Genomic DNA, 20,617 nt, shown 5'->3' with positions numbered 1-20,617 from the left:
CCATAAGGGAATCAACCACACCCCGCCTGCCGGATCTCCGGTGGGTGGGGTGTGGTTTTGGCTTGCAGATGCATAGGCGGCCGCGACAGTTGCCCTCCCCCTGATATGTAGCTTTTCAGCGCTGGAGCATTTTCCTCATTAGGATATTTTCTGTTGAGAATTTAGCTGGGAAGAACTACCGCTATCCTTCCATGCAGGTACGGCCCTCTTCCCGACATAGATCGGAGACACCGCAGATGACCCACGGAACACTTGCACCAGAGGGTCCATCCTTCAGTACCAGTTCAACCTTGGATGAAACAGGCCTGGCACTCGCCCTGGCCCCGGCGCTGACCCCGGAGGGGGTGGATTCCTCCCCCAGTTTCTTCCATGGCTTTCTTACTCAGCCGAAGGTCTACGCTCAGTGTCTCCTGGTTCTGGCAGAGGTCACCCGAACCCGTTATTTCGTCCCGCCGCAGATGGCAGCAGCCGCCGCAATGCGCGATCCGGTATTCACCGCCCACGGTGATCGCCTGCGTGCAGAGGTCTTTTCTGCCTGCAACAGTGTCAGCGCACGCTTGGATCTGGGCGCTGACGGCCTTGATGGTGGGGAGATCGGTTATGGCACCACCAATGTCGATCTCGGGGATCATCTCCAACAGATGCTCTCCGGGATCCATCACAATGAACTGCTTCATCTCGATGTCGGTTCCCAGCATGTGAATGTCTCAACCCTGGAGCGCACGGAGTCGGAACGCAAGGTTGTCATGCCTACCCGGTGGGTACGGGCCTTCGGCAATGTCGCGGAGATCCACCGCGGCTTCTCGGGAGTGCTCGACCTGGATGGACGTGGGGCGCGTCGTCTATTGATGGCCCTGCCCCAGGCAAAGGTGGACACGGTGTGGGTCCAGGCCTCCACCAGAGGTGTGAACGTATCTGCCCGTCCGGTTCCTGGTGCTGTGCGCATCCCTGGGCCTGTCCGCCTCCAGCCGCTGCGACGCCTGTTATCTCTGCTCACCGGTGTGCAGATCTACCAGGACGCCGGATCCGGCGCCGGTGTGGTGATGGAATGCCGGTTGCCCGGGGCGGCTATCACTCTCGCACTGTCGGAAGAACCCTCCCGTGGTTTCTCCGGAGAGGGGTCCCTGTTGTCTGCAATGGCCTCTGAAGATGTGATTGATGATGCAGATCTGCTGGCCACGCAGTTGGGTTTCTCTTCCCGTATCTCCCCTGATCTCCTGGCACTGGACACAGGATTGGAGCGGGTCCGGGTTGACCAGGCCCTTGCCTCCCTCGCTGCCAGCGGGAAGGTGGGGTGGGACATCGCCGAGCAGGCTTACTATCACCGGGAGTTACCCCACGATCCGGAGCAGGTGGCACGCGATAACCCACGTCTGGTCGGGGCCCGACGGCTTGTCGACGCCCGCGCCGTCCACTGGAGCGAGGACCGACTCACCGCCGATGTACGCAGCGGTGCCCGCAGTTATCAGGTCATTCCGGACAAGGGCACCTGCTCCTGCACCTGGTATCTGCGCACCCGCGGTTCCCGGGGACCATGCAAACATCTGCTGGCTGCAGCCCTGTCGACTGAGACCAGAGAAGAAGTATGACCGTGAAGTACACTGCTGACACCGTGGTAGTCGCGCAGGAACCGGAGAAGCTGCCCCAAGCAAGTCCCGATTTCGCCGAGGTGATGGAATTTCTCGACCGCATTGGGTGGAACGCTGCCCCGCTCGCGGAATTACGCACCGCATCCCTGGGGCCTGATGAGGAGCAGCAGCGGTTCATCGAGACGGTGGTTGCCGAGGAGCACTTCTTTGACTCCGTGATCCTCGATGTCGTGCGGGAACCGCACGGAATCCGCGGGTCGGAACGCTTCCACCACCCCTGTTGGGAGCAGGTGGACCATCTGCGTGTCGCGCTTTATCTGCTGCGGGGGAATGCACCCGCTGAAGTCACCGGGCGGTGGCTCAACGAATCAGTCCGGGCCATTGAGAAACTCAATCCAACACTGCAAGAGATAGCCTTAGAACTGATTGTCGACCTCCTGCTGGCAACATCCCCCTCATATCAAAAAACAGTGGAGAAGCAGTGGGATCCGCAGCACGCGGAAGAACTGCGGATCAGCCTGATCCACCGCCAGCAACGCCCCATCATTTCCCAGGAGGACCCCCTGCAGGTTCCTGTGGTTTTAGTTAATTCCTCCACCCACTTCCGGTGGGAACGGCACATGAATTTCTTTCTTGGACATCGAAACCACTGGGGTGATCCAAAAATACGACAACCACGTGAAGTGATTTTCGACCGTCGTCTCGACTGGTTCCGCGCCACTTTGTTCAGTTATGAGGACAGACCACCCTTCTACTCCCACATCGAATTGATAACCAAGGATCAACACCTGTCTGCAGAAGACCGCGGAGTCCTCCTGCGTGACGGACTTAATGGTTACCGGGAAGCAAGGAAGCCTGAACCGGTCAAGGCCTGGGCGGAATTTCTCCTGGATTCCCTAGAGATCAGCGATGAGGAGATTGTTGCCCACAGCCATGAACTGGTGCCACTGTTGTTCCGCAAGGATTCCACCTCTCTGCTCCGCTTCGGCACGGTGCTGGCACAGAAAGGATCCGAGGACATTCTGACTGAGGTGATCACTGCCTGCCTCACCCTCGCCGGCCGGGCAACACGTATCAAGGTGCTCAATGCTGCCGCCAGACGCGACGCAGTACCGTCACCGGATATTCTCGAACAGTGTCAGTTCCTGTTGGAGGATGCCTTGGCAATGGATGAGCATCCGCAGTTCTCCAAAGCCGTGGATAAGCTTGCGGCCGTCTGGAACCTCAATATAGAAGAACCTGGGACAGAAGCCACAGGTGATGCCTCTTTATGGCAGAAGGCTCCGGTATTATGGCAGATACCTGACTTGACACCATCTGATACTCTATTGGTCGAACTTGCTGCACATGAGCTCGAAAGGTTTGGCCCGGCGATCGCCGCAGGCAACCGTGTCTGGTCTTGGTTCCGTGACGTGGAATCGGAGCAGTTCACAGACGCTCTCGTCCGGTGTGCATACTCCGATCTTGAGGCGACCAAAATATCACTGGTGGGCGTTCCTCGAGCCAGTAAGTCTCTGGAGGGAATTAGGGAGTGGGTCACCGGAGAACTCGCGTTGTACTTGAAGAGTTCGGACCGCAGCAAGCGCGAAGCGGAGATCTTAGAGCTCCTGGGGTCTGTGCCTATATTATTGTCCACCCCGGACCGTGAAGACCTCACCATTGGTGTCGAGACCATCCTTGACCGGCTGGCTGAGTACGCACAAGCCCAGGCGCCTGTCGGTCCTATCGATCTTTCCCTCGCCCTGTTGCGCATCCGGGGAGATCGCCGTCCTGTGATTTCGGCCTTGCAATCATCCTCCTTGCTCTTATACACCCGGGGAGAGGATGAAAAGGTGACAGTGGGTGCAACCATGTCTTCCTTGATTTTTCAGGAACCCTCCGTCGATGCTGAGTGGGTTCCACTGAAAACGGAGGTGGCCCCTGAACAGGACGTCGGACCACGGAAATTCTCCCATCGGATCGTCAATGCTCTCGCCCGCAGAAACCGCCAGGATTTTCTTCCCTCCACGGCCGAGCAGGCTTTCCGCCGCCTTGATTACACCTACCGCTCCTCCCTGGGGACCGGGCTCCCCTTGCGCCAACTCGCTCGTTCATCTTCCCCCTTCACCCCGGCAGCAGCCATCAATTTCCTCGCGGCTCTGAGCAACCTGCACACCCGGGAATCTGAGGTGGGATGGACCGCCGCCAGTGAAGCATGGAACCGTGGTCTGCTGATCCCCGGTGTCCCAGATATTGCCCATCTGGGATGGAGTGATGCTCCCCCACAGCGGTTAGGATCGTTGGCAAAAACCTTCCGTGATCTGGCGGATATGGGAATGCTGACTCTGGTCTGGCCGATCCTCAATGATCTGGTGGATGCCTCCGCCCAGCAGGACAAACCGCTCATAGGCACTCCTGATCTACTGCAGGTCATCGCTGAACTGCTGCCTCACGTCATGGCAGCGGTAGATGAGGGTCGGGCAGAGCCTTCCCACCTTGACCTCCCCGGTGTCCGAGAGCTGGCGGCGCGGTCCGGAAAGACCCGGGCGATTGTTCTGGCCCGGGAGATTCGGGACAGGTTGCCCCACGATGACCGGGTGGCGGCGGGGCGTCGATAAGCGTTATGCGCGCAACAGCCCCCGTTTGCTCTTATGGAAGAGGTCGGGATCGGTGTCCAGGTCGGTATAGACCTTTGTCGGCTCCCAGGTGACCAGTGCGTGGTCGAGGTCGCGGGCGGCCAGGGCAAGGAAATCCGCCAGGGCTTCAAGCGCCGGAGGTTCGCAGGTGGGGCAGGAATTGACCTCGTAGACCACCAGCTCGCCGGTGGCGGTGTTCTCACCGATGTCGATGCCACCGATGAGGGTGCCGGCCGCCTGGGAGGCCCGGCGCGCGAGGTCGCCGATCTCCGGGGTCAGGGGACATATCGACAGGCCACCGCCAGCACGGATGTTGGTGACCCATGTGCCCGGCGGGGCGTAGCGGTACATGGCGAACACCGGTTGGTGGTTGATGGTGTAGACGCGGATGTCGCGGCCGGGGTTATCGATCCACGGCACGGCGTAGTAGGAGCCACCGTCGCGACGCAGCTCCGTCAGGAGGTCCTGCAGGTCGTTTTCACCCTCGATTTTGCGCAGGCCCCGTCCGCCGAAACCGACAAGCGGTTTGATCACCGCCGGGCCATCGAGATCACGGACCCACTTCTCCAGTGCCTCCGGGTCGTGGCCGGTGAGCACCGGGTATCCCAGTACACCGGCCAGGCTCAGCATGGAGCTGTCGAGGTATTTGTTCTGCGCGCGGAAAAGGGTGACCGCATCGTTGATCACGGGCACCCCGGCGCAGCGGAACACATCCAGATGCGCCATGCCGGGGATGAGCAGCTCGTCGAGCACCCACCCGATCACCAGATCTGGTTCAAGACGCTGGCCTGCCACGAAGAACCCGATGCCGGTGTCGGTCATTTCCACGACCAGGTCATCCGGGTGCACGCGCACCACCGCCACCCCGCGTTCACGCATCGCGGGGAACAACACATCGTGGTCTTCCTCATCAATGTTGTCGCCGAGGAAGACCACCAGGGGGCGGTCGGAGTGGAGGTCGTCGTCAAGCCGGCTCAGCATCGGGTTCAGCCTTCCTTGTCGGGGTGTGGCAGCGAACCTATCCGCGCCGCCACCGTCTCGTCCGGGTTTTTGTTATTCCCGGTTCATCTTCTCCTGGATCTTGCCGGCGGTCTGCTCAACAATGTTGGGGATCTCGGTGGTGCCATAGAAGCGGGCATCGGGGTGGGTTGGTGGTGCCATCGGCACACCCTCCGGTGGGACATCCACGTAGGTGAACTGGCCCAGTCCATCCGGTGCATCCCCGGAGGCCCAGGAACCGTCGGCCATGTTGGCACCATCGGAGAAGTTGATGGCCTGGTAGGAGAACTCCTCGTGTTCCTTCTTCTTGGGGAAGTTGCTCGGGGTCGGTATCTGCTCGAGGTTTTCCTTCTGCAGTTCCTGGGCGGCGGCGAGCCACTGGTTCTGGTGCATGGTGTCACGGGCCAGGAGGAAACCGAGGAGGTCCTTCACACCGCGGTCATCGGTCATGTGGTACAGGCGTGCGACCTGGATACGGCCCTGCATCTCGGCGTTGACGTTTGAGGTCATATCCGCCAGGAGGTTGCCACTGGCGGTGACGTAGGAACCGCTCCAGGGGTTACCCATGCTGTCGACGGGGCGGGCACCCGCACCGGAGACGATGGCCTGCTGCAGGTCGGTGCCACCAATGATGGCGGCCACGGCCGGATCATCCTGGATGGCGTCCTCGGTGATGCCGAGGGGGGCCTTCTCCAGGAGCTGGGCGACCATGGTGGCAAGCATCTCGATGTGGCCGAATTCCTCGGCTGCGGTGGAGAAGAGCAGGTCGCGGTATTTGCCGGGGATGTGGGCGTTCCAGGCCTGGAAGCTATACTGCATGGCCACGGTGATCTCACCGTACTGTCCACCAATGACCTCCTGGAGTTTGCGGGCGAAAACCGCATCCGGTTTCTCCGGGGTGGAGGGGTACTGCAGGGTCTGCTTATGGATGAACATGTTCAAAAACCTTCCGTGTAGATCTGTGTCGGTCGTGATTGGGGTTGCCACCTGCAACTGGACGTTGACAAGCGATGCAACCAACTTCAGGCACCCATATGGGTGCCGTATCAAGAACCCGAATATCCAGGCGGGCACTATTTTGGCCCAGCCACCTGATGCCGACACCTCCGGTAGAACCACAGAGTGTGTCGCGGGCATTGATCAAGCCACTATCTGGTTATGAACTCGTCTGGGTGGCGAGTAGAAATAAGCATACATTTTTATGTATATGACGGTGGTTACAGAATTGATTTCGGTGGCAATCATGGGAGTTGAGATGCTGATATTTCCTCAACCCCAGCCAGGACAGGTGCATGATTTATCCCGACCCCCGACTGGGCAGGTCGTCTGGGTATCCTCCCACAGGCACCCGACAGCCCTTCCCCTGACAACCCCCACGTCGACTCCCTAGAGTGGCGGTCATGAACACAGCCGTGAACCGCCTCACCACCCCGTTTACGGAACGGTGGAGGCGACCGGAATTCCGGATCTCGATGGTGCAGACGGTCAAGATCGTCTTCGCCACCACCCTGGCGTGGTGGGTGTCGGTGAATTTCCTCCAGACCTCCCTGCCCTTCCTGGCGCCGTGGACTGCGCTGCTGACCATCCAGGCCACCGCCTACCGGACCCTGTCGCGGGGTGTGCAGTCGACGATCGCGTCGGTGCTGGGCATCGTGGTGACCTTCCTGGTGGGCCAGTTCCTGGGGGTGACTCTATGGACGTATGCGCTGGCCATCCTCATCGGCGTGCTCATCGCGCGGATCAGGTGGATCCGGGAGGAGGGCATCACGGTGGCCACCACCGCGATCTTCCTGCTCAGTGATGGGTTCACGGAGGATTCACGCAATTTCGATGAACGCATGCTGGAGATCGTCGTCGGTGTGCTCATCGGTGTGCTGGTGAACATGTTGGTGCTGCCACCGCTGCGCGACCGGCAGGCCGCGAATTACCTGGACGGCGTGACCCGGCGCATGGGTGAGGTGCTGGAGAACATGGGCGAGGAGATATCCTCGTCGTGGGACACCGAATGTGTGGAGGTGTGGATCCGGGAGATTGATTCGGTGGATGCGGAATTGGATTCCGCCTGGTCCACGGTGAAGTTCGCCCGGGAGAGCAGACGTGCGAACCCCCGCCACCGGATCCTGTTGCGGCGTCGTCATGTCCCGGTGCCGGTGGAGAGCCCGGATTGGGAGGAGTTGGTGCGGGAGGCCAGGGACCGGTTGGCCCATCTGCGGACCATCGTGCACATCATCCACGGTGACACCTATGAGGAGGGAACCTGGGATACCCGGTTCCGCAAGCAGTGGTCGGAGATCGCCCGTGATACCGGGCGCGCGATCTCCGATCCGGACATCGATATTGATTCCGCACAGTTGCAGGATCGCCTTGATACCCTCGCCCACCAGCTGTCTGATGATGAGGAACTACCCCGCAAGCTGTGGCCGATCTACGGTTCGCTGATCACCACGCTGCGTTATATCGTGTCGCTTGTCGACGAGGTCCGTATCGCCCGCCATGAGGAGATCCTGCAGTAGGCATCGGGCATCATTAATGGATGACCCGCCCCACCGCCGGCATCCACAGATAGGACACCGCCCATGCACCAAGATGACCACACCGATGCCCGTGACCCGGAGGAGTTCGACCCGCAGGTCACGGTTGTCTATGACCTGCCCGATGCCACCGTCGAGGTGTCCATTGACGTTTACCCGCATGATGGTGCTGCCTTCGACCTGCCCCATATGGCCTTTACGGAGAGGCTGCGGGAATCGGTGACCACCTTCTGCCAGCTCCACCACTACTACCAGGAGGATCCGGACCTGCTGCTGCACGCGGGGCGCCCGGTGGGGGCCGTGCAGTACTATGTGGAGCTCGCCTTCGCCCATGCCATGATCGATGCCCTGGGTGAGGACCGTGCCCGGGTGGATCTCACCCGCAGGGTGTTGTTGTTGGAGCAACTGGTGGACAGTCTGGGCACCGCCGTGCGTCGTAACGCCTCGATGTCCCAGGCGGTGTCCACCGCGCAGAGCGCACTGCAGCTGGCGGAGGAGTTCGATATCGACGGTTCGGTGGAAACGCTCCGGGGGTTGGAGCGCCGCATCCCGATCGACCTGGGCCGTTATCTGCCCACCGACCCGGAGGATGATGATGAGGAATGGGTCCGTCGGGTGGAGAAGATGAACCATGACTGCCTGGATTACACCCATTTCGTCTTCGTGGATGACACCCAGAGCGCCGAGGAGTACGCGGATGCAGATGAACTTGACGACAAGTCGAAACTGATTGTCAGCATCTCGGATGAGCCATTGTCACTGGCGGATGTGCGTCTCGGCCGGCGGATCTTCCCCCACACGGTGTGAGAGGCGGCCAGGGAGGCGTCGACAAGCACGCTGTTACCGGCTGTGGTCGGCCGGGTCCGTCTTGTCGGAGGCAAGCGAGCGCAGGCGCGCGAGGTCCTCAGCGGGGAGGTCCGTGGGCAGGGAATCCAGGATCAGCTGGCTCTGACGCTTCAGGGCAGGGAGGTGCTCGGGGTGATCCGCCTCGACGTAGTCGATGAGCATGCGCAACACCCGGAGCAGAGCGGCGATGACCTCGGTCTGGTTGCCGGTGGACAGGCGCATCTGGTCGAAGGCGTGGTCGATGAACTCCTCATGGGAGAGATTCCAGGGCTGCACCACCACACGCCCCCGGGGATCCTCCAGGCCCTCCGGGGCGAGCGGGGTGGTCAGGACGGTGCGCAGCAGAGTGCCCAGGCGCAGGACAACCTCAATCGCGGTGGTCGGATCATTGATGGATGGGCTCAAGGCACGCAGACCGATATCCACCAGCTGACGGATGGCGAAGTCGGCGTCCTGGAGCATGGCGCGGGTGGCGGAGATCTCCACCGCCTGCCCCAGATCCGGTGCCCCCTCCCCTGGTGCCGGCCACACCCGCAACAGCGGTTCACCAGCATGGATATAGGCGCCGATGCGAGTTTCCAGCCGGACACGTGTCCCCGGGGCGATGGACTTGAAGAGGTGCGCCGTATCCACCTGGGTCACCCACCCGCTGGACCGCGCGGGGAGGACCAGCGCGTCGTCGGGCACCACATGGAAATCAGCGATGTCCACCGCCTTCAGGTTCCTGGGAGCACCCTCCAGCCTGTTGACCGTCCGGATGCCCTCCGCGGTGATCACGCGGGCGACATTCCCCACCTGCAGACCATGAGCCAGATGATCCAGGTGGGCGAGAATACCGATCACCGTGACCAGCGTCATCAACACCGCCACCGTCAGAGAGACCTGGGGGGCGGGATCGGTCGCCTCCCCACTGACATTCGGCAGGATGAGCACGCAGTAGAAAAAGGTGGCCACCAACAGGCCAATGACACGTTGGCTCAACTTGTCCCGGATGAAGGACCGCATCACCCGTGGCGAGAACTGCCCACTGGCCAGCTGCAGACTGACCACCGTCAGGGAGAAGACGACACCGACCGTGGTGATCATCGCACCCGCGACCGTGGACAACAGCCAGGTGGCGGCGTTACTGCTCATCGCAAGGGTGAACGGCACGTCGGTATCGGGGCTGAGTGAATCATCGATCTGCGTGGTGATGATCGCCAGCACCACCCCCACCAACATCAACGCCGTGGGCTGTACAAACAGGCTCTCCGTGAACCGGTACCGCACCGTCGCCAATCGCAACCGCCACGACATGTTCTGCTTTCCGGTCATTGCTGCTCCTCCGTTCATGACTCACCCGCGTGGTCCACCTGGGCGGTATATCGATGGTGATTGACGGCCAGATTACCCACGGGAGCCTCACCGGAGGATAAGCACAGGAAGCTGGGGTGAAGTCGAAGACCCGCTACACTATCGGAATCCCTGGGAGATGATTTAAGGTTGAATGTGTAATTTTCAAGTGAACAGATTTTTCCCTGTTCAATCCTCATCAGAAGCGTCGAGGTCCCATGTCTGAATATCTGAAGAACCCATTCGATGATGACCACGAACGCTCCCAGCCAACTCCCCCGGCTCCCACTCCGGTCACCCCGTCATCCATACGCCACAGCGCACCGGTTCAGAGGGATACGCAACCGCTGACCCCTGGCTCGTATAAGGCCCATCTGGACCAGGCCGCAGCCGTGGGATCAGGTAAATCCCGCGGTCTTGCAGCTGTTCTGGCCCTGTTTCTCGGCTGGTTCGGGGTGCACAATTTCTACTTCGGATACAAGGGCAAGGGGTTCATCCAGCTGGTGCTCTTTATCGCTTTCCTTGTGCTACCTGACAGCAACCCGATGAGCCTGGTGGTCCTCTTCCTATTCTTCTGGCTTGTCCTGGACTTCTTCCGTCTGATTTTCGGCATCGGGAAGTACCGGAATTAATAGCGCCCCCGGCGCGACCGTGCGTACCGGGGCCTTCCGCGCTTCAGCGCAATGGGCAGGAGTGAAGACCGCGAAACACCACCGCCCGTTGTGGTCAGGCCAATCGTGCTGGTATTTCCCCCAACACCGCGCGAAGACACCCGCTTACATTTACCCTGGAGATCGATGCCCCTGGAACCGTCAGTCATCGTGCAGTCGGGAAACCGAAGAGATAACGCCCATAGCCTGATGCCCGGTTGGAGGGAAAGCCTGTTCTAAGAACGGGGGTCGTGTCACACCCTCCCCCTATAATCCCAATCAGCAGATATATTCCCCTTCCCCTGGAGTTGACATGTCCAATCCCTTCGGCCCTGATAGTGGATCCGATTCCTCTCGGCGTACCCCACCTGAGCACAACCGATCCCGATCGCCGGAGGGTGCAGGCGACTCCCCGTGGCCGGGGTTCCAACCCGAGCAGCCGACGGGATCACCCTTCGCCCCGGCCCCGACCCCCGCGGCGCCCTTCACACCGTCGTCCCCCGGTGCGCAATTGGGAACCGCACCCAGCCCAACATCCGGCACGTCCAGGCCCGCGGCTGTGCTCACCGCCACCTCGGGCCCCTGGGGTTATCTCATCGCCGCGCTGGTGACCGCGATCCTGGGGATTGTCCTCGGTGTGGTGGCCTGGTTGGGTTTCACCGCCACGGAGATAACCTTCCTGACACTCGCCGGGCTCGGATGGGTGTGTGCGGGGATAGCCACCTTCATTCTGCTGGGCCTGCATGTCATGGCGGATACCAAGAGGCAGACCAGCGGTCTCTATATCTCGAACCCCACCCAGAAACTTCTGCAGTATGCGGCCATGGGGCTGGGTGTTATCGGTGTGATCATCACGGCGGTTGAAATCGCCCTGTGGTTCGGAAAGGCATTCGGAGCGTAAATCATGAGACTTTTCAACCTCAGGCCCCTGCGCCTTGCGTCCACGGTGGCCGTGACGGCCCTGGCCATCGGTATCACCGCCCCGGGTGCACTGGCACAGAACGGCGCGCAGAATCCCGGTTTGTCCCCGGCCGCTGAACGCAGTCTGTCCGACTTCGGCGCCTGCCTCTCCGCCAACCGGCAGGCCGATATCCTCTTTGTTCTCGATGAATCCGGCTCCCTGACCGGCAGCGGCACCGACACCGCCACGGACCCCGATCACCTGCGCGTGGATGCCACCCGCGACCTGGTGAAACAGTTTGAGGTGCTGGCGAATGATCTGAACGCGGACATCGATATCAAGCTCGCCGGCTTCGGGCGTGAGTACCGTTCCGATCCCGCCACCTACGGCGACTGGATTCCGGTCGCCGAGGGCGCGGAGGTACTCGATGATCCCATCACCGGTTTCCGCGACCGCGCCAATGACAGCTTCACCTCCTACGGTGCCGCCTTCGATGGGATGCTGTCGGAGTTCGCCCGCCATTCCGACAGTGGTTCCTGCAAGGCCACACTCTTCTTCACCGATGGTCTGCTCACGGTGGAGGGGTCCGCCGAGGATGACCTCGCAGCCCGCCAGGCGGTGTGCTCCCCGGGCAGTCAGATCGGTGACCTCCGCAGGGCCGGCATCTCACTGTTCTCGGTGGGTCTGATGCCGCAGGGCTCGGACACCCCGGAGGAACTCCTCCGCCGGATCTCCGAGGATGACACCTGTGTCCCGGGCACCACCGCCAATGGCGCCTTCTTCAATGCGGGTACCGATCCGGCTGCGCTGTTCTCCGCCTTCAGGAACATCATCCCCTCCCCCGGTGGGGTGGAATCGGTCCAGGACCTGCAGTCACCCTTCTCCTTCATCCTGGACAACTCCATTGACCCCGTCCGGATCTCCGGCCAGCCGACCTCCAAATTCGCCGAAGGCGCAATCACCCCGACCCTGACCTCCCCGCAGGGCGAGACCATCGACCTCACCGAGGGCACCCACACCCTCGGCGATACGACCGTGTCCGTCACCACCGTCGAGGGCCTGCCGGGCATGTTCGACGGCACCATGGAACTGAGCGACAACGGTGACTGGGCCGGCGAGTGGATCTTCAGTTACCGCACCGCGGACAACATCGAAGGCGCCTATGAGGCCTCCATCCAGATCGCACCGGGGCTCTCCCTCGTCGTCGCGGAGTTGACCGACGGCGGCGATACCGGACTGTCCAGCGCCGATTCCCTCACCGTCTCCCTGCAGGATTCCGAGGGGGACACGCGCGCCGTGGCCGGTGCCGCGGAACTGACCGCCCAGCTCACCGATGCCACCGGAGCGGTCTACGATCTGGGGCCCGCGCAGTCCATCTCCTCCGGTTCAGCGATGATCCCCCTCGATTCACTGGACCGGCCGGTCACCGGTGATCTCACCCTCACGGCCAACATCACCACGCAGGGTGTGGACAACACCCCGGGCACCACGCTGTCGCCGATCACCGCCACCTACCCGGTCACGGTGACCCCGGTGAACATGCCCCGCATCCCCGGTTCCATCAATGCGGATCTGGAGAGCACGGAAACCACCCTGACCGTCCCCGTCACCGGTCCCGGCGCGGTCTGGATCGAGGAGGGTGAACTCGCCGGGGAGCAGTCGGTGCTGCCCACCGGTGTTGATTCCCTCGCCCTCGCCTCCCCCCACAACAGCCCCGACACCGCGCTCCAGCTCGCCGAGGGTGAGAGCGGCTCGCTGGAGCTCACCCTGACCGCCAACGAGCTTGCCGACGGGCCGGTGGTGGTCAATCCCACCCTCCACCTGATCTCAGCTGAGGGCGATACCGATGAGGCGGTGACCATTCCCCTGGATGGGTCCATGCGCGCCCCGGTCAGCGCCTCTGCGTTCAGCCTCGCGCTGATCATCGCCCTGCTGCTGGCCCTGCTCATCCCGCTGGGGCTGCTCTACCTGATGAAGTATGTCTCCGGCACCATCCCGAGAAAGCCCGGTGTGCATGCCATCGCGATCCCGGTGACCATCAGCAACGGCCGTCTGTTGCGCCGGGACACCGGTGGTGATTTCACCGCGGACTTCGACGAGGTGGTCCTGGGCACCCCCCGTGTCACCTCCTCGGGGCGTTCCATCAACCTCGCTGGACATCAGGTCCAGGTGGTCATGGGGGCCAACCCCTTCACTCCCACGCAGGCCGTGGTGCAGTCATCACCCTCCGTCGCCGCCGACGGTTCCGAGAAGAACGGTCAGGCCGTGTTGCCGCTGGCTGTCCACAACCAGTGGTTTGCCGTGGGAGCACCCGGGGGATCGTCACAGCCAGCGGACCAGGGCACCATCGTCCTGGCGGTGGATGAGTTCACCTCCCGTGAACAGTTCAGAAACCTCATCAGGGACATCAACTCCCGCGGTGAGGATCGTCTCCGGAAGGCACTGGCCTTATCCCCGGACACGCCGGCCTCCGGGGGCGGGGTGAATCCTGCGTCGACAAGCGCCCCCACCGGGCATGACGGCGACGGCTGGAGCACGGGGTGGGACGGACCCACCAGCAACGCGTCCGCTCCCCCGTCCGGCTGGTCCGACGCCGGTGGTGATTCCGCCCCGGGATGGGGCACCCCGGAGCCGGGCGCGGGCAACCCCTACCGGAATCCGCCCACCCCCTGATCAGCACCTTTGTCCCCATTAATCTCAAAAGTTAGGTATTCAATCCGATGAAGAAATTCCTGGTTGTTGGTTGTGGCGGGTCCGGCGCGAAGACGCAGGCCTACATCATGGATCAGCTCAAGGCCATCCTGCGCAGCGAGGATCCGGCCATCACCTCCCTGCCCAAGGCCTGGCAGTTCGTGACGATTGATGTACCGATCACTCCCGAGGCCGGCCCACACGGCCTGAGCAATGTCCCGGAAAACGGCGGCCGGTATGTAGGAATCGGTAGCAGCCAGAACTACAACACCTTCGACGCCGGGCTCTCCGCCACACTCGGGCGGAAGAAGGCCCTCGGTGAGATCTCCACCTGGGCTCCCCGTAATCCCGCGGCCATCCCAACACCGATGACCGACGGTGCCGCCCAGTACCGGGGCATCGGCCGCATGCTGACCCTGAATTCCCTGCGCAGCATCCGGGATGAGCTCAACCGCTCCCTGTCGGTGCTGTTCGACGCCGAGACCGACACCGAACTCAACGAGCTCAGCTACAAGATGACCGGCCGTCAGGTGGATCTGGCTGATTCCACCCCGATCATCCTGGTGATCTCCTCCATGGCCGGCGGCGCGGGTGCGTCCATGTTCCTCGATGTCTGCCGCATCCTGTCGACGCTGCCGAACGGCAACCCGAAGAACACCGCCGTGTTCATGTACACCCCGGAGATCTTCAAGACCCGCCCCCCTGCTGATGTGATCAATACCTGGCCGAACTCCCTGGCCGTGTTCGGGGAGGCCCTCGCCGCCCAGACCGGTGCCGCCACCGCCAGTGACCAGGCGATTCTCAGGGCCGCCGGAATCGACCAGGTCGGTGACGATAAGACCTTCGCCCGCCTGTTTCCCATCGGTGCCAGCATGGGCGCAAAAGGCACCGTCTTCGGCGATGGTGACCAGGACACCATTTACCGTGGCTTCGGCCGCGCCCTCGCCGCCCTGATGGCCTCCGATGAAGCATCGTCCTCCTTCGTCTCCTACAGGCTTGGCAATCCCGCCTCCCCGGATGCGGACCGTTCCCTGCTCGGCTGGGCCGACCCGGCCAAGCTCCCCTGGGACTCCATCCCCTGGGCAACCTGGGGATACGCGCAGCTGAGCATGGGCCGCGACCGCTATGCCGAATATGCTGCGCAGCGTCTGTCCCGGGCCGCCTTCGAACGGCTCCTCCGCGGTCACGTCGATCCCTCCAACTCCGCCACCGGTGAGGAGCAGTTGCAGCTGCGGCTCCAGGATCGCCTGCCAGCGGTCCTCACCCGCCTGCAGCTCGACCCGCGTTTTGATATCGGCACCCCGAACAGCAGCGACCTGAAGGGGTGGCTGCATCACGAGTTCAACCGGTCGGCCCAGGCCGCAGCCAACACCGCTACCGACACCCTGCGCTCGAAGCTGCCTGCGGGTGAGGGTATGAAGACCCAGGAATTCGCCCAGCTCATCCGTGGTCACCTGTCCGACCGGGAGCTGGATCAGAACATCCATAAGCAGCTCAGCGATGCCGCCTACGCAACGGTCTATGATTTCGCGGACACCCTGACCGATGCGCTCATCTCCGTGTCCGAGGATGAACTGGCCGCCCATGGTGTGCCCTACCTCGAGGCTGTGCTGGCACGCCTGCGCGACATCTATTCCCAGCGTGTGGTGCAACCCCTCCAGCGTCTCGTCTCCGAGAACAGGGGTCGCACTCCATTGGCGCCCCCACAGGGACTGGAGGACCAGCTCTCCCCGCTCAACGGCCGCGGGTCCGTCACCCAGTCGGGCCAGCTTCTCGACGCCATCACCGACCTCTACCGCAACCAGCTCTACGATTTCTACCTGGTCAAACTGGCCACCCACTTGGAACCGGTGCTGGAGGACTTCACCCGGTCCGTGATCTCCCGGCTCGACGATGAGGTCCGTTCCGCCCACGCCACCCTGGAACTGGCGGACAGCACCACCCGGGTGCGCACCAACCTCGCCGATGTGGCCACCGATGAACCCACCGCCTGGCCGAGCGATGATGATGAACGCATCGACAGCCGTTTCAAGGGCTCCCAGAATGAAATCCTCATCTCCGAGGTGGATTCCTTCCCCAGCGACTACGAAACCCACCTGCTCCAGACCATCCAGGTCGAGGAACCGGATGTCTTCAACTACCGTGAGGCCTCCAAACTCGCGGCGCGGGCAATCATCGTAGGTAAATGGTCCACCCAGCTCTCGGAGAAGGCACCCGAGAACACCCTCGCACCCCAGCGCGGTGCGGGTCGCACCGGTGGCAACCGCGCAGGGTGGGTATCTAAACATCTCCTCACTCCCCCGTCCGGCGGTGAGACCCGGGAGTCCCGACCAGGCCAGTTCCAGGCCCGGATCCGTCCGCAGCAGATTCTCGACCGGGCCCGCACCTGGATCGCCCGTCCAAACGACCACTTCTCCGACTTCATCAACACGGATCTGCGTTCCTACCTCACCGATTCCACCATCAACGATCTGGAGATTTCAGCACGCCAGACCCGCCTGCGTTCCGCATTCCAGGAGGCACTGAGCCAGGCACGTCCCCTCGCCGCGGTGGACAGCAACATGGTGCACAGGATCCACCCCGCGGTGGGTGAGGTCTTCCAATTCACGTTCTCGGACATCCCCTTCAGTGGCACCGCCGCCGGGGACATCCTCTCCTCCATCCTCACCTCGAGGACCAATCTGGATCCCTCCACCCATAAGAACTTCGAGAAGGTGCTGTCCAACGGTGAGAAGGTCCGGCACATCGATGTGTTCGGGTTCTATCCCAACTACTCACCCCTGGTGTTCAGTTCGCTGCTCGCCCCCATCGCCTGGGACTGGGCGCAGCGCAAGGGCCGGGAGGGGTTCTGGTCACTGCGGCGTGCACGCCCGCTGCCGGCGGCGCTGCCGCTGTCCAATGCTGAACGACAGGCGATGGTGGCAGGGTGGATCATCGGCACGGCCACCGGCCAGATCCATGTGGCCAACATGGAACGGGCGGATGCCAGCGCCCACATCTTCGATCCAACCGCCCAGGAGTGGGTTGATTTCCCCTCCCCGATGCTGACCCCACCATCGGCCATGATGGCCCCCATCGACTGGATGCCGGCGGTGATCGAATCGATCCTGCTGGCCTATGCCAACTGTCAGACCCCGGATGCACGGGGACGACAGGCCGGTTCCCTGCGCCCTTACCATCTGCTGAGGGGGCTATACGATTCCAATCCGACAGGACCCACCACCGGTGTGGTCAACCACCCGTCGGTGGCTTTCCTCGCGGAGTTCCTGCGCACCGGCGAGCGTCCGTCCCAGCAGCCCATCGGCACCGACATCGCCTCCCGCTATGACTACATCCGTGGTGCGCTGCTGAAGGCGCACCAGAACGCCTCCACCTTCGTCCAGGGCAACCGGGCGGTACTCCCCGGCTCCCAGGTGGAAGATAAGCCCTGGGCGGCGGTCAGCGATCGGGCCCATGCCTCGAAGATGCCGTACTACCGTGATCTCGCCCCGGATGTCCTGGTGGTCACCCAGGATCTCCTGGACAAGCTGGAGCTCGCCCAGCAGCAGGCGAACACACCTGTCAACGCCCCCACGCCGGGTTTCTCCCCCACCCAACCGACCCCGCAGTCCCCCACCTCACCCACCCTTCCTGATTTCGGCGGAGGTCTCTTCTGATGCTGCCCCATGTTCTGTTCCTCGGTTCCGGTGTCGTTAATGACCAGATCCGTGCCAATCTCCAGGATCTGGCGGCGATGTCCCTCATCCGGTCCTTTGCGTGGGTGGATCCCCGGGCCACGCCCGGGTCGGCCTCGGTGAGAATCTGTCATCCAGATCGTGCAGAGGGGGAACTGACCTCGGTGGCCACCCTCGATGCGGCCCTCCGGGGTATTTCAGATCCGGTGCTCCTGGTGGCGTTGGATGCGATGGGCCATGATCCCCAGTCCGCCTTCGACCTGTCTGCGGTGCAGGCCTGGACCGATGCGGTGGACAGCTACCTGCCGGGAAGCAACCCGCGGGTCCGGGTGCTGCTGCCCCGGTTGCCCCTCCAGGAACTGGTTCCCGCCCCCACGATGGGCTGGTCCACAGTCGCCATCGCACCGGAGGATTCGGATACCCCGGACTCCTCTTTCACACCGATCCGGCGTGCGGATGACCCCGTGGCGGTTGCCCGCCTGGCCGCATCCACGCTGGCCAGCATCACGGGCTTATGGAGCTCGGCGGAGACCTGCCCGCTGACAGATGAGTCCGGGCGGGCGGTCTCCACCGGAGATGCTGAAACATTCCGGCTGGTGCGTGCCTATCACCGCACCATTGACGCCTCCCAGGTGGAGGCCGAGATCCGCGAGCAGGTCTTCAACCTGTCCGAGCAGCTCCCCCTGCCCATTGTGGAGGAGGGCCGACAGGCGGTACGGATCCCGGATCATGCCGCCGTGGCCGGTCAGTGTGCGGACGGACTCGTGCAGAAATACCAGGATTCCCTCATCATGCCGCCGCAGGCAGAGGAAACCGAACAGACGAAGAAAACCAACGCCTGGGCTGCCATGAAGGCTTTCCTGGGGGAGTTCTTCCGCGCCGCGGTGGGCAGCCCCAGTGATTGGAAGGCCTCGCAGACCCACGCCCTCAACACCGCGGTGGCCAAGGCGGTGCAGAACACGCTCTATGGCCAGGGCACCGCAGTGGATGTGGTGTGCGGTACCTACCGCGGGCGCATCCACGACCGTTCCATGACCGGGTTGTCGGCGGCCACGGCCACCCTGAAGGAAAACGCCCGTTCGCATGGTCTCGCGGTGGAGGATCCCCCCTCGCTGCCTGATCTGTGGAACGGTTACCGCCGGGTCGCCCTCATGCTTGTCGACGGAACCAACTACATGGGCGATCAGTTCAACGCCCCCCGGGACAACCAACACAACCCCGCCATCATGGAACAGGGGTGGATGTCCGTGCCCGATCCGGAACAGAGGTTCGAGGGTTATCATCCCCAGCTGGCGGACATCCTGGGCGTGACCCCGGAACAGGCCACCATCAGCCCCTATGATTCCCACGGAGCGGCCCTCTACAGGGAGGGCCTGGACTTCGCGGTCACCCAGACCTCGGACCGCAAGGTGCTGGCCCTCCGGGACAGATTCGCCCAGTGGGAACAGGAGATGTCCCAGTCGTTTGCGTGGAAAACCGGTCAGCGGATCACCCACCTGCTGCAGGGCGCCCAGCAGAATGCGCAGTACTGGCGCACCCGGCACCAGGAGATCAGCGCTGACCTGCAGAAACATCAGGACCGCGACTATGACAAGGAAAACCGTCGACTGACCCGCACACTCCGGTTCTTCACCGTCCTGTGGTTCATTCTCATGCTGGTCATCGGATACCTCACCCTCGCCCACTACCAGCCGAAATGGCGGTTTGCCGAGTGGATGACCGGCATCGACTGGCGGTGGACCGTGGGCTCGATCTTCGTGACCACCGTGATCACCCTCGGCATCCAGATGTTCATCTTCGGCCGCGCCCGGAGGGGAATTCTCGGTGACGTGACACAGATGCGCCTGCTGACGAAGAACGAGGAGATCACCCGCTGGAATTCAGATAACGCCCTGCTGGATATCGACCGACTCACCCGGGCCTACCTCCAGTTCCTCTCCTGGTCCACCATCCTCGGCCGGGCCATCGCCCAACCCCTGGGACGCAACACCTCCACCCAGGAAACCGTCACCATTCCCCAGGATGGACTCCCCCGCAGCACCCAACTCGGCCGCGCCACGCTTTCCGACGACGAACTGCACCAGATCATCAGCGACCTGCGCCACCGGGCCTTCCCCCGCGACTGGGCGGATCAGTCCCTGGACACACTCATGGCCGATGCAGCGGATGTCCTCCATAAGCGGGATGGCACCCGGATCACCTCCGTGAGCGAACTCCACGGCAGTCAGGGCCTGAACTCCCATTCCCCACTGGACAAGGTGTCCAGGCTGATCGCCTCCGGCCAGCTGGATCACCGGGACCATACCGATGAGCGCTGGTCACAGGCCATCAGTGGTCAGGGCATGGCTGCCCACCTGGATACCCGTAATGCCACCGTCGAGATGTATGAATCCGGCACGCTGATCACCGTCAGCCGGACGGAGTTCCTCTCCCGCCTGGTTCAGTCCGCGGCCAGCGAGGGCGCCCAGCGCTTCTCCAGCAAATCCCTGAACAATGAGGCGGTCAACGCCCGGGCCACCGAGATCGACCCGCTGATCGGCGGGTTGTTTGAAACACCCGGGGATACCACCTCCGCGGGCACGCTCACCAGGTCTGTCACCGTGGTTCAGTACGGCCACTTCACCCACCTGAGCGGTGTGGCTGTCGCACCCACACATCGCGAGCAGCCGACGCAGAAGGTCGCGTGGTCTGAACCATCCGCTGACACCACTCCCCCTGTTACTCCGTCAATCCACCCTGGTGATGACACACCATCGGGTTGGAATTCGCTGATTTAGAACGAGAACCAC

Annotated in this window: 12 protein-coding genes; 9 read left to right on the top strand and 3 right to left on the bottom strand. The window is 62.6% G+C overall.

What is annotated here, in order from left to right:
* Nucleotides 1-290: 290 nt before the first annotated feature.
* Nucleotides 291-1,589: an SWIM zinc finger family protein gene (locus H9627_RS05680; protein WP_225213517.1), complete on the top strand. Its 1,299-nt coding sequence runs from the start codon at nt 291-293 to the stop codon at nt 1,587-1,589.
* On the top strand, nt 1,586-4,186 hold the full coding sequence (locus H9627_RS05675; protein WP_191733045.1) for a hypothetical protein: 2,601 nt from the start codon (nt 1,586-1,588) through the stop codon (nt 4,184-4,186). Before H9627_RS05680 ends, H9627_RS05675 begins: the two co-directional genes overlap by 4 nt.
* Nucleotides 4,187-4,189: 3 nt before the next feature.
* Here the strand turns inward: H9627_RS05675 and H9627_RS05670 are convergent, their stop codons facing one another.
* Complete coding sequence (locus H9627_RS05670; RefSeq protein WP_191733044.1) at nt 4,190-5,185, bottom strand: ATP-grasp domain-containing protein; 996 nt, start codon at nt 5,183-5,185, stop codon at nt 4,190-4,192.
* Nucleotides 5,186-5,257: 72 nt separating this feature from the next.
* A complete protein-coding gene (locus tag H9627_RS05665; protein ID WP_191733043.1) occupies nt 5,258-6,139 on the bottom strand; it encodes a manganese catalase family protein in 882 nt (293 codons plus the stop codon).
* A gap of 464 nt (nt 6,140-6,603) precedes the next feature.
* Between H9627_RS05665 and H9627_RS05660 the strand changes: the two genes are divergently transcribed.
* Nucleotides 6,604-7,716 (top strand): FUSC family protein, encoded by a 1,113-nt coding sequence (locus H9627_RS05660; protein WP_191733042.1) that lies wholly within the window; start codon nt 6,604-6,606, stop codon nt 7,714-7,716.
* Between the two features lie 63 nt (nt 7,717-7,779).
* The gene (locus tag H9627_RS05655; RefSeq protein WP_191733041.1) at nt 7,780-8,541 is read left to right on the top strand and encodes a hypothetical protein; all 762 of its coding nucleotides are present in this window, start codon (nt 7,780-7,782) and stop codon (nt 8,539-8,541) included.
* A gap of 33 nt (nt 8,542-8,574) precedes the next feature.
* Here the strand turns inward: H9627_RS05655 and H9627_RS05650 are convergent, their stop codons facing one another.
* A complete protein-coding gene (locus H9627_RS05650; RefSeq protein WP_225213516.1) occupies nt 8,575-9,894 on the bottom strand; it encodes a DUF2254 domain-containing protein in 1,320 nt (439 codons plus the stop codon).
* A 236-nt stretch (nt 9,895-10,130) separates the two neighbouring features.
* On the opposite strand from H9627_RS05650, the gene H9627_RS05645 reads away from it, so the two are divergent.
* The 5 genes from H9627_RS05645 (at nt 10,131) to H9627_RS05625 (ending at nt 20,605) form a co-directional block, all read left to right on the top strand.
* The gene (locus H9627_RS05645) at nt 10,131-10,544 is read left to right on the top strand and encodes a TM2 domain-containing protein (protein ID WP_191733040.1); all 414 of its coding nucleotides are present in this window, start codon (nt 10,131-10,133) and stop codon (nt 10,542-10,544) included.
* 577 nt (nt 10,545-11,121) lie between these two features.
* Nucleotides 11,122-11,463, top strand: coding sequence for a hypothetical protein (locus H9627_RS05640; RefSeq protein ID WP_191733039.1), 342 nt, complete (start codon nt 11,122-11,124; stop codon nt 11,461-11,463).
* 3 nt (nt 11,464-11,466) lie between these two features.
* The gene (locus H9627_RS05635) at nt 11,467-14,136 is read left to right on the top strand and encodes a vWA domain-containing protein (RefSeq protein ID WP_191733038.1); all 2,670 of its coding nucleotides are present in this window, start codon (nt 11,467-11,469) and stop codon (nt 14,134-14,136) included.
* A gap of 47 nt (nt 14,137-14,183) precedes the next feature.
* Complete coding sequence (locus tag H9627_RS05630; RefSeq protein WP_191733037.1) at nt 14,184-17,810, top strand: tubulin-like doman-containing protein; 3,627 nt, start codon at nt 14,184-14,186, stop codon at nt 17,808-17,810.
* The gene (locus H9627_RS05625; protein WP_191733036.1) at nt 17,810-20,605 is read left to right on the top strand and encodes a hypothetical protein; all 2,796 of its coding nucleotides are present in this window, start codon (nt 17,810-17,812) and stop codon (nt 20,603-20,605) included. Before H9627_RS05630 ends, H9627_RS05625 begins: the two co-directional genes overlap by 1 nt.
* Nucleotides 20,606-20,617: the final 12 nt, after the last annotated feature.

Origin of the sequence: Corynebacterium gallinarum (genome assembly GCF_014837045.1) — a bacterium.
GTDB lineage: Bacteria > Actinomycetota > Actinomycetes > Mycobacteriales > Mycobacteriaceae > Corynebacterium > Corynebacterium gallinarum.
This window is presented reverse-complemented; position numbering and strand designations above follow the sequence as displayed.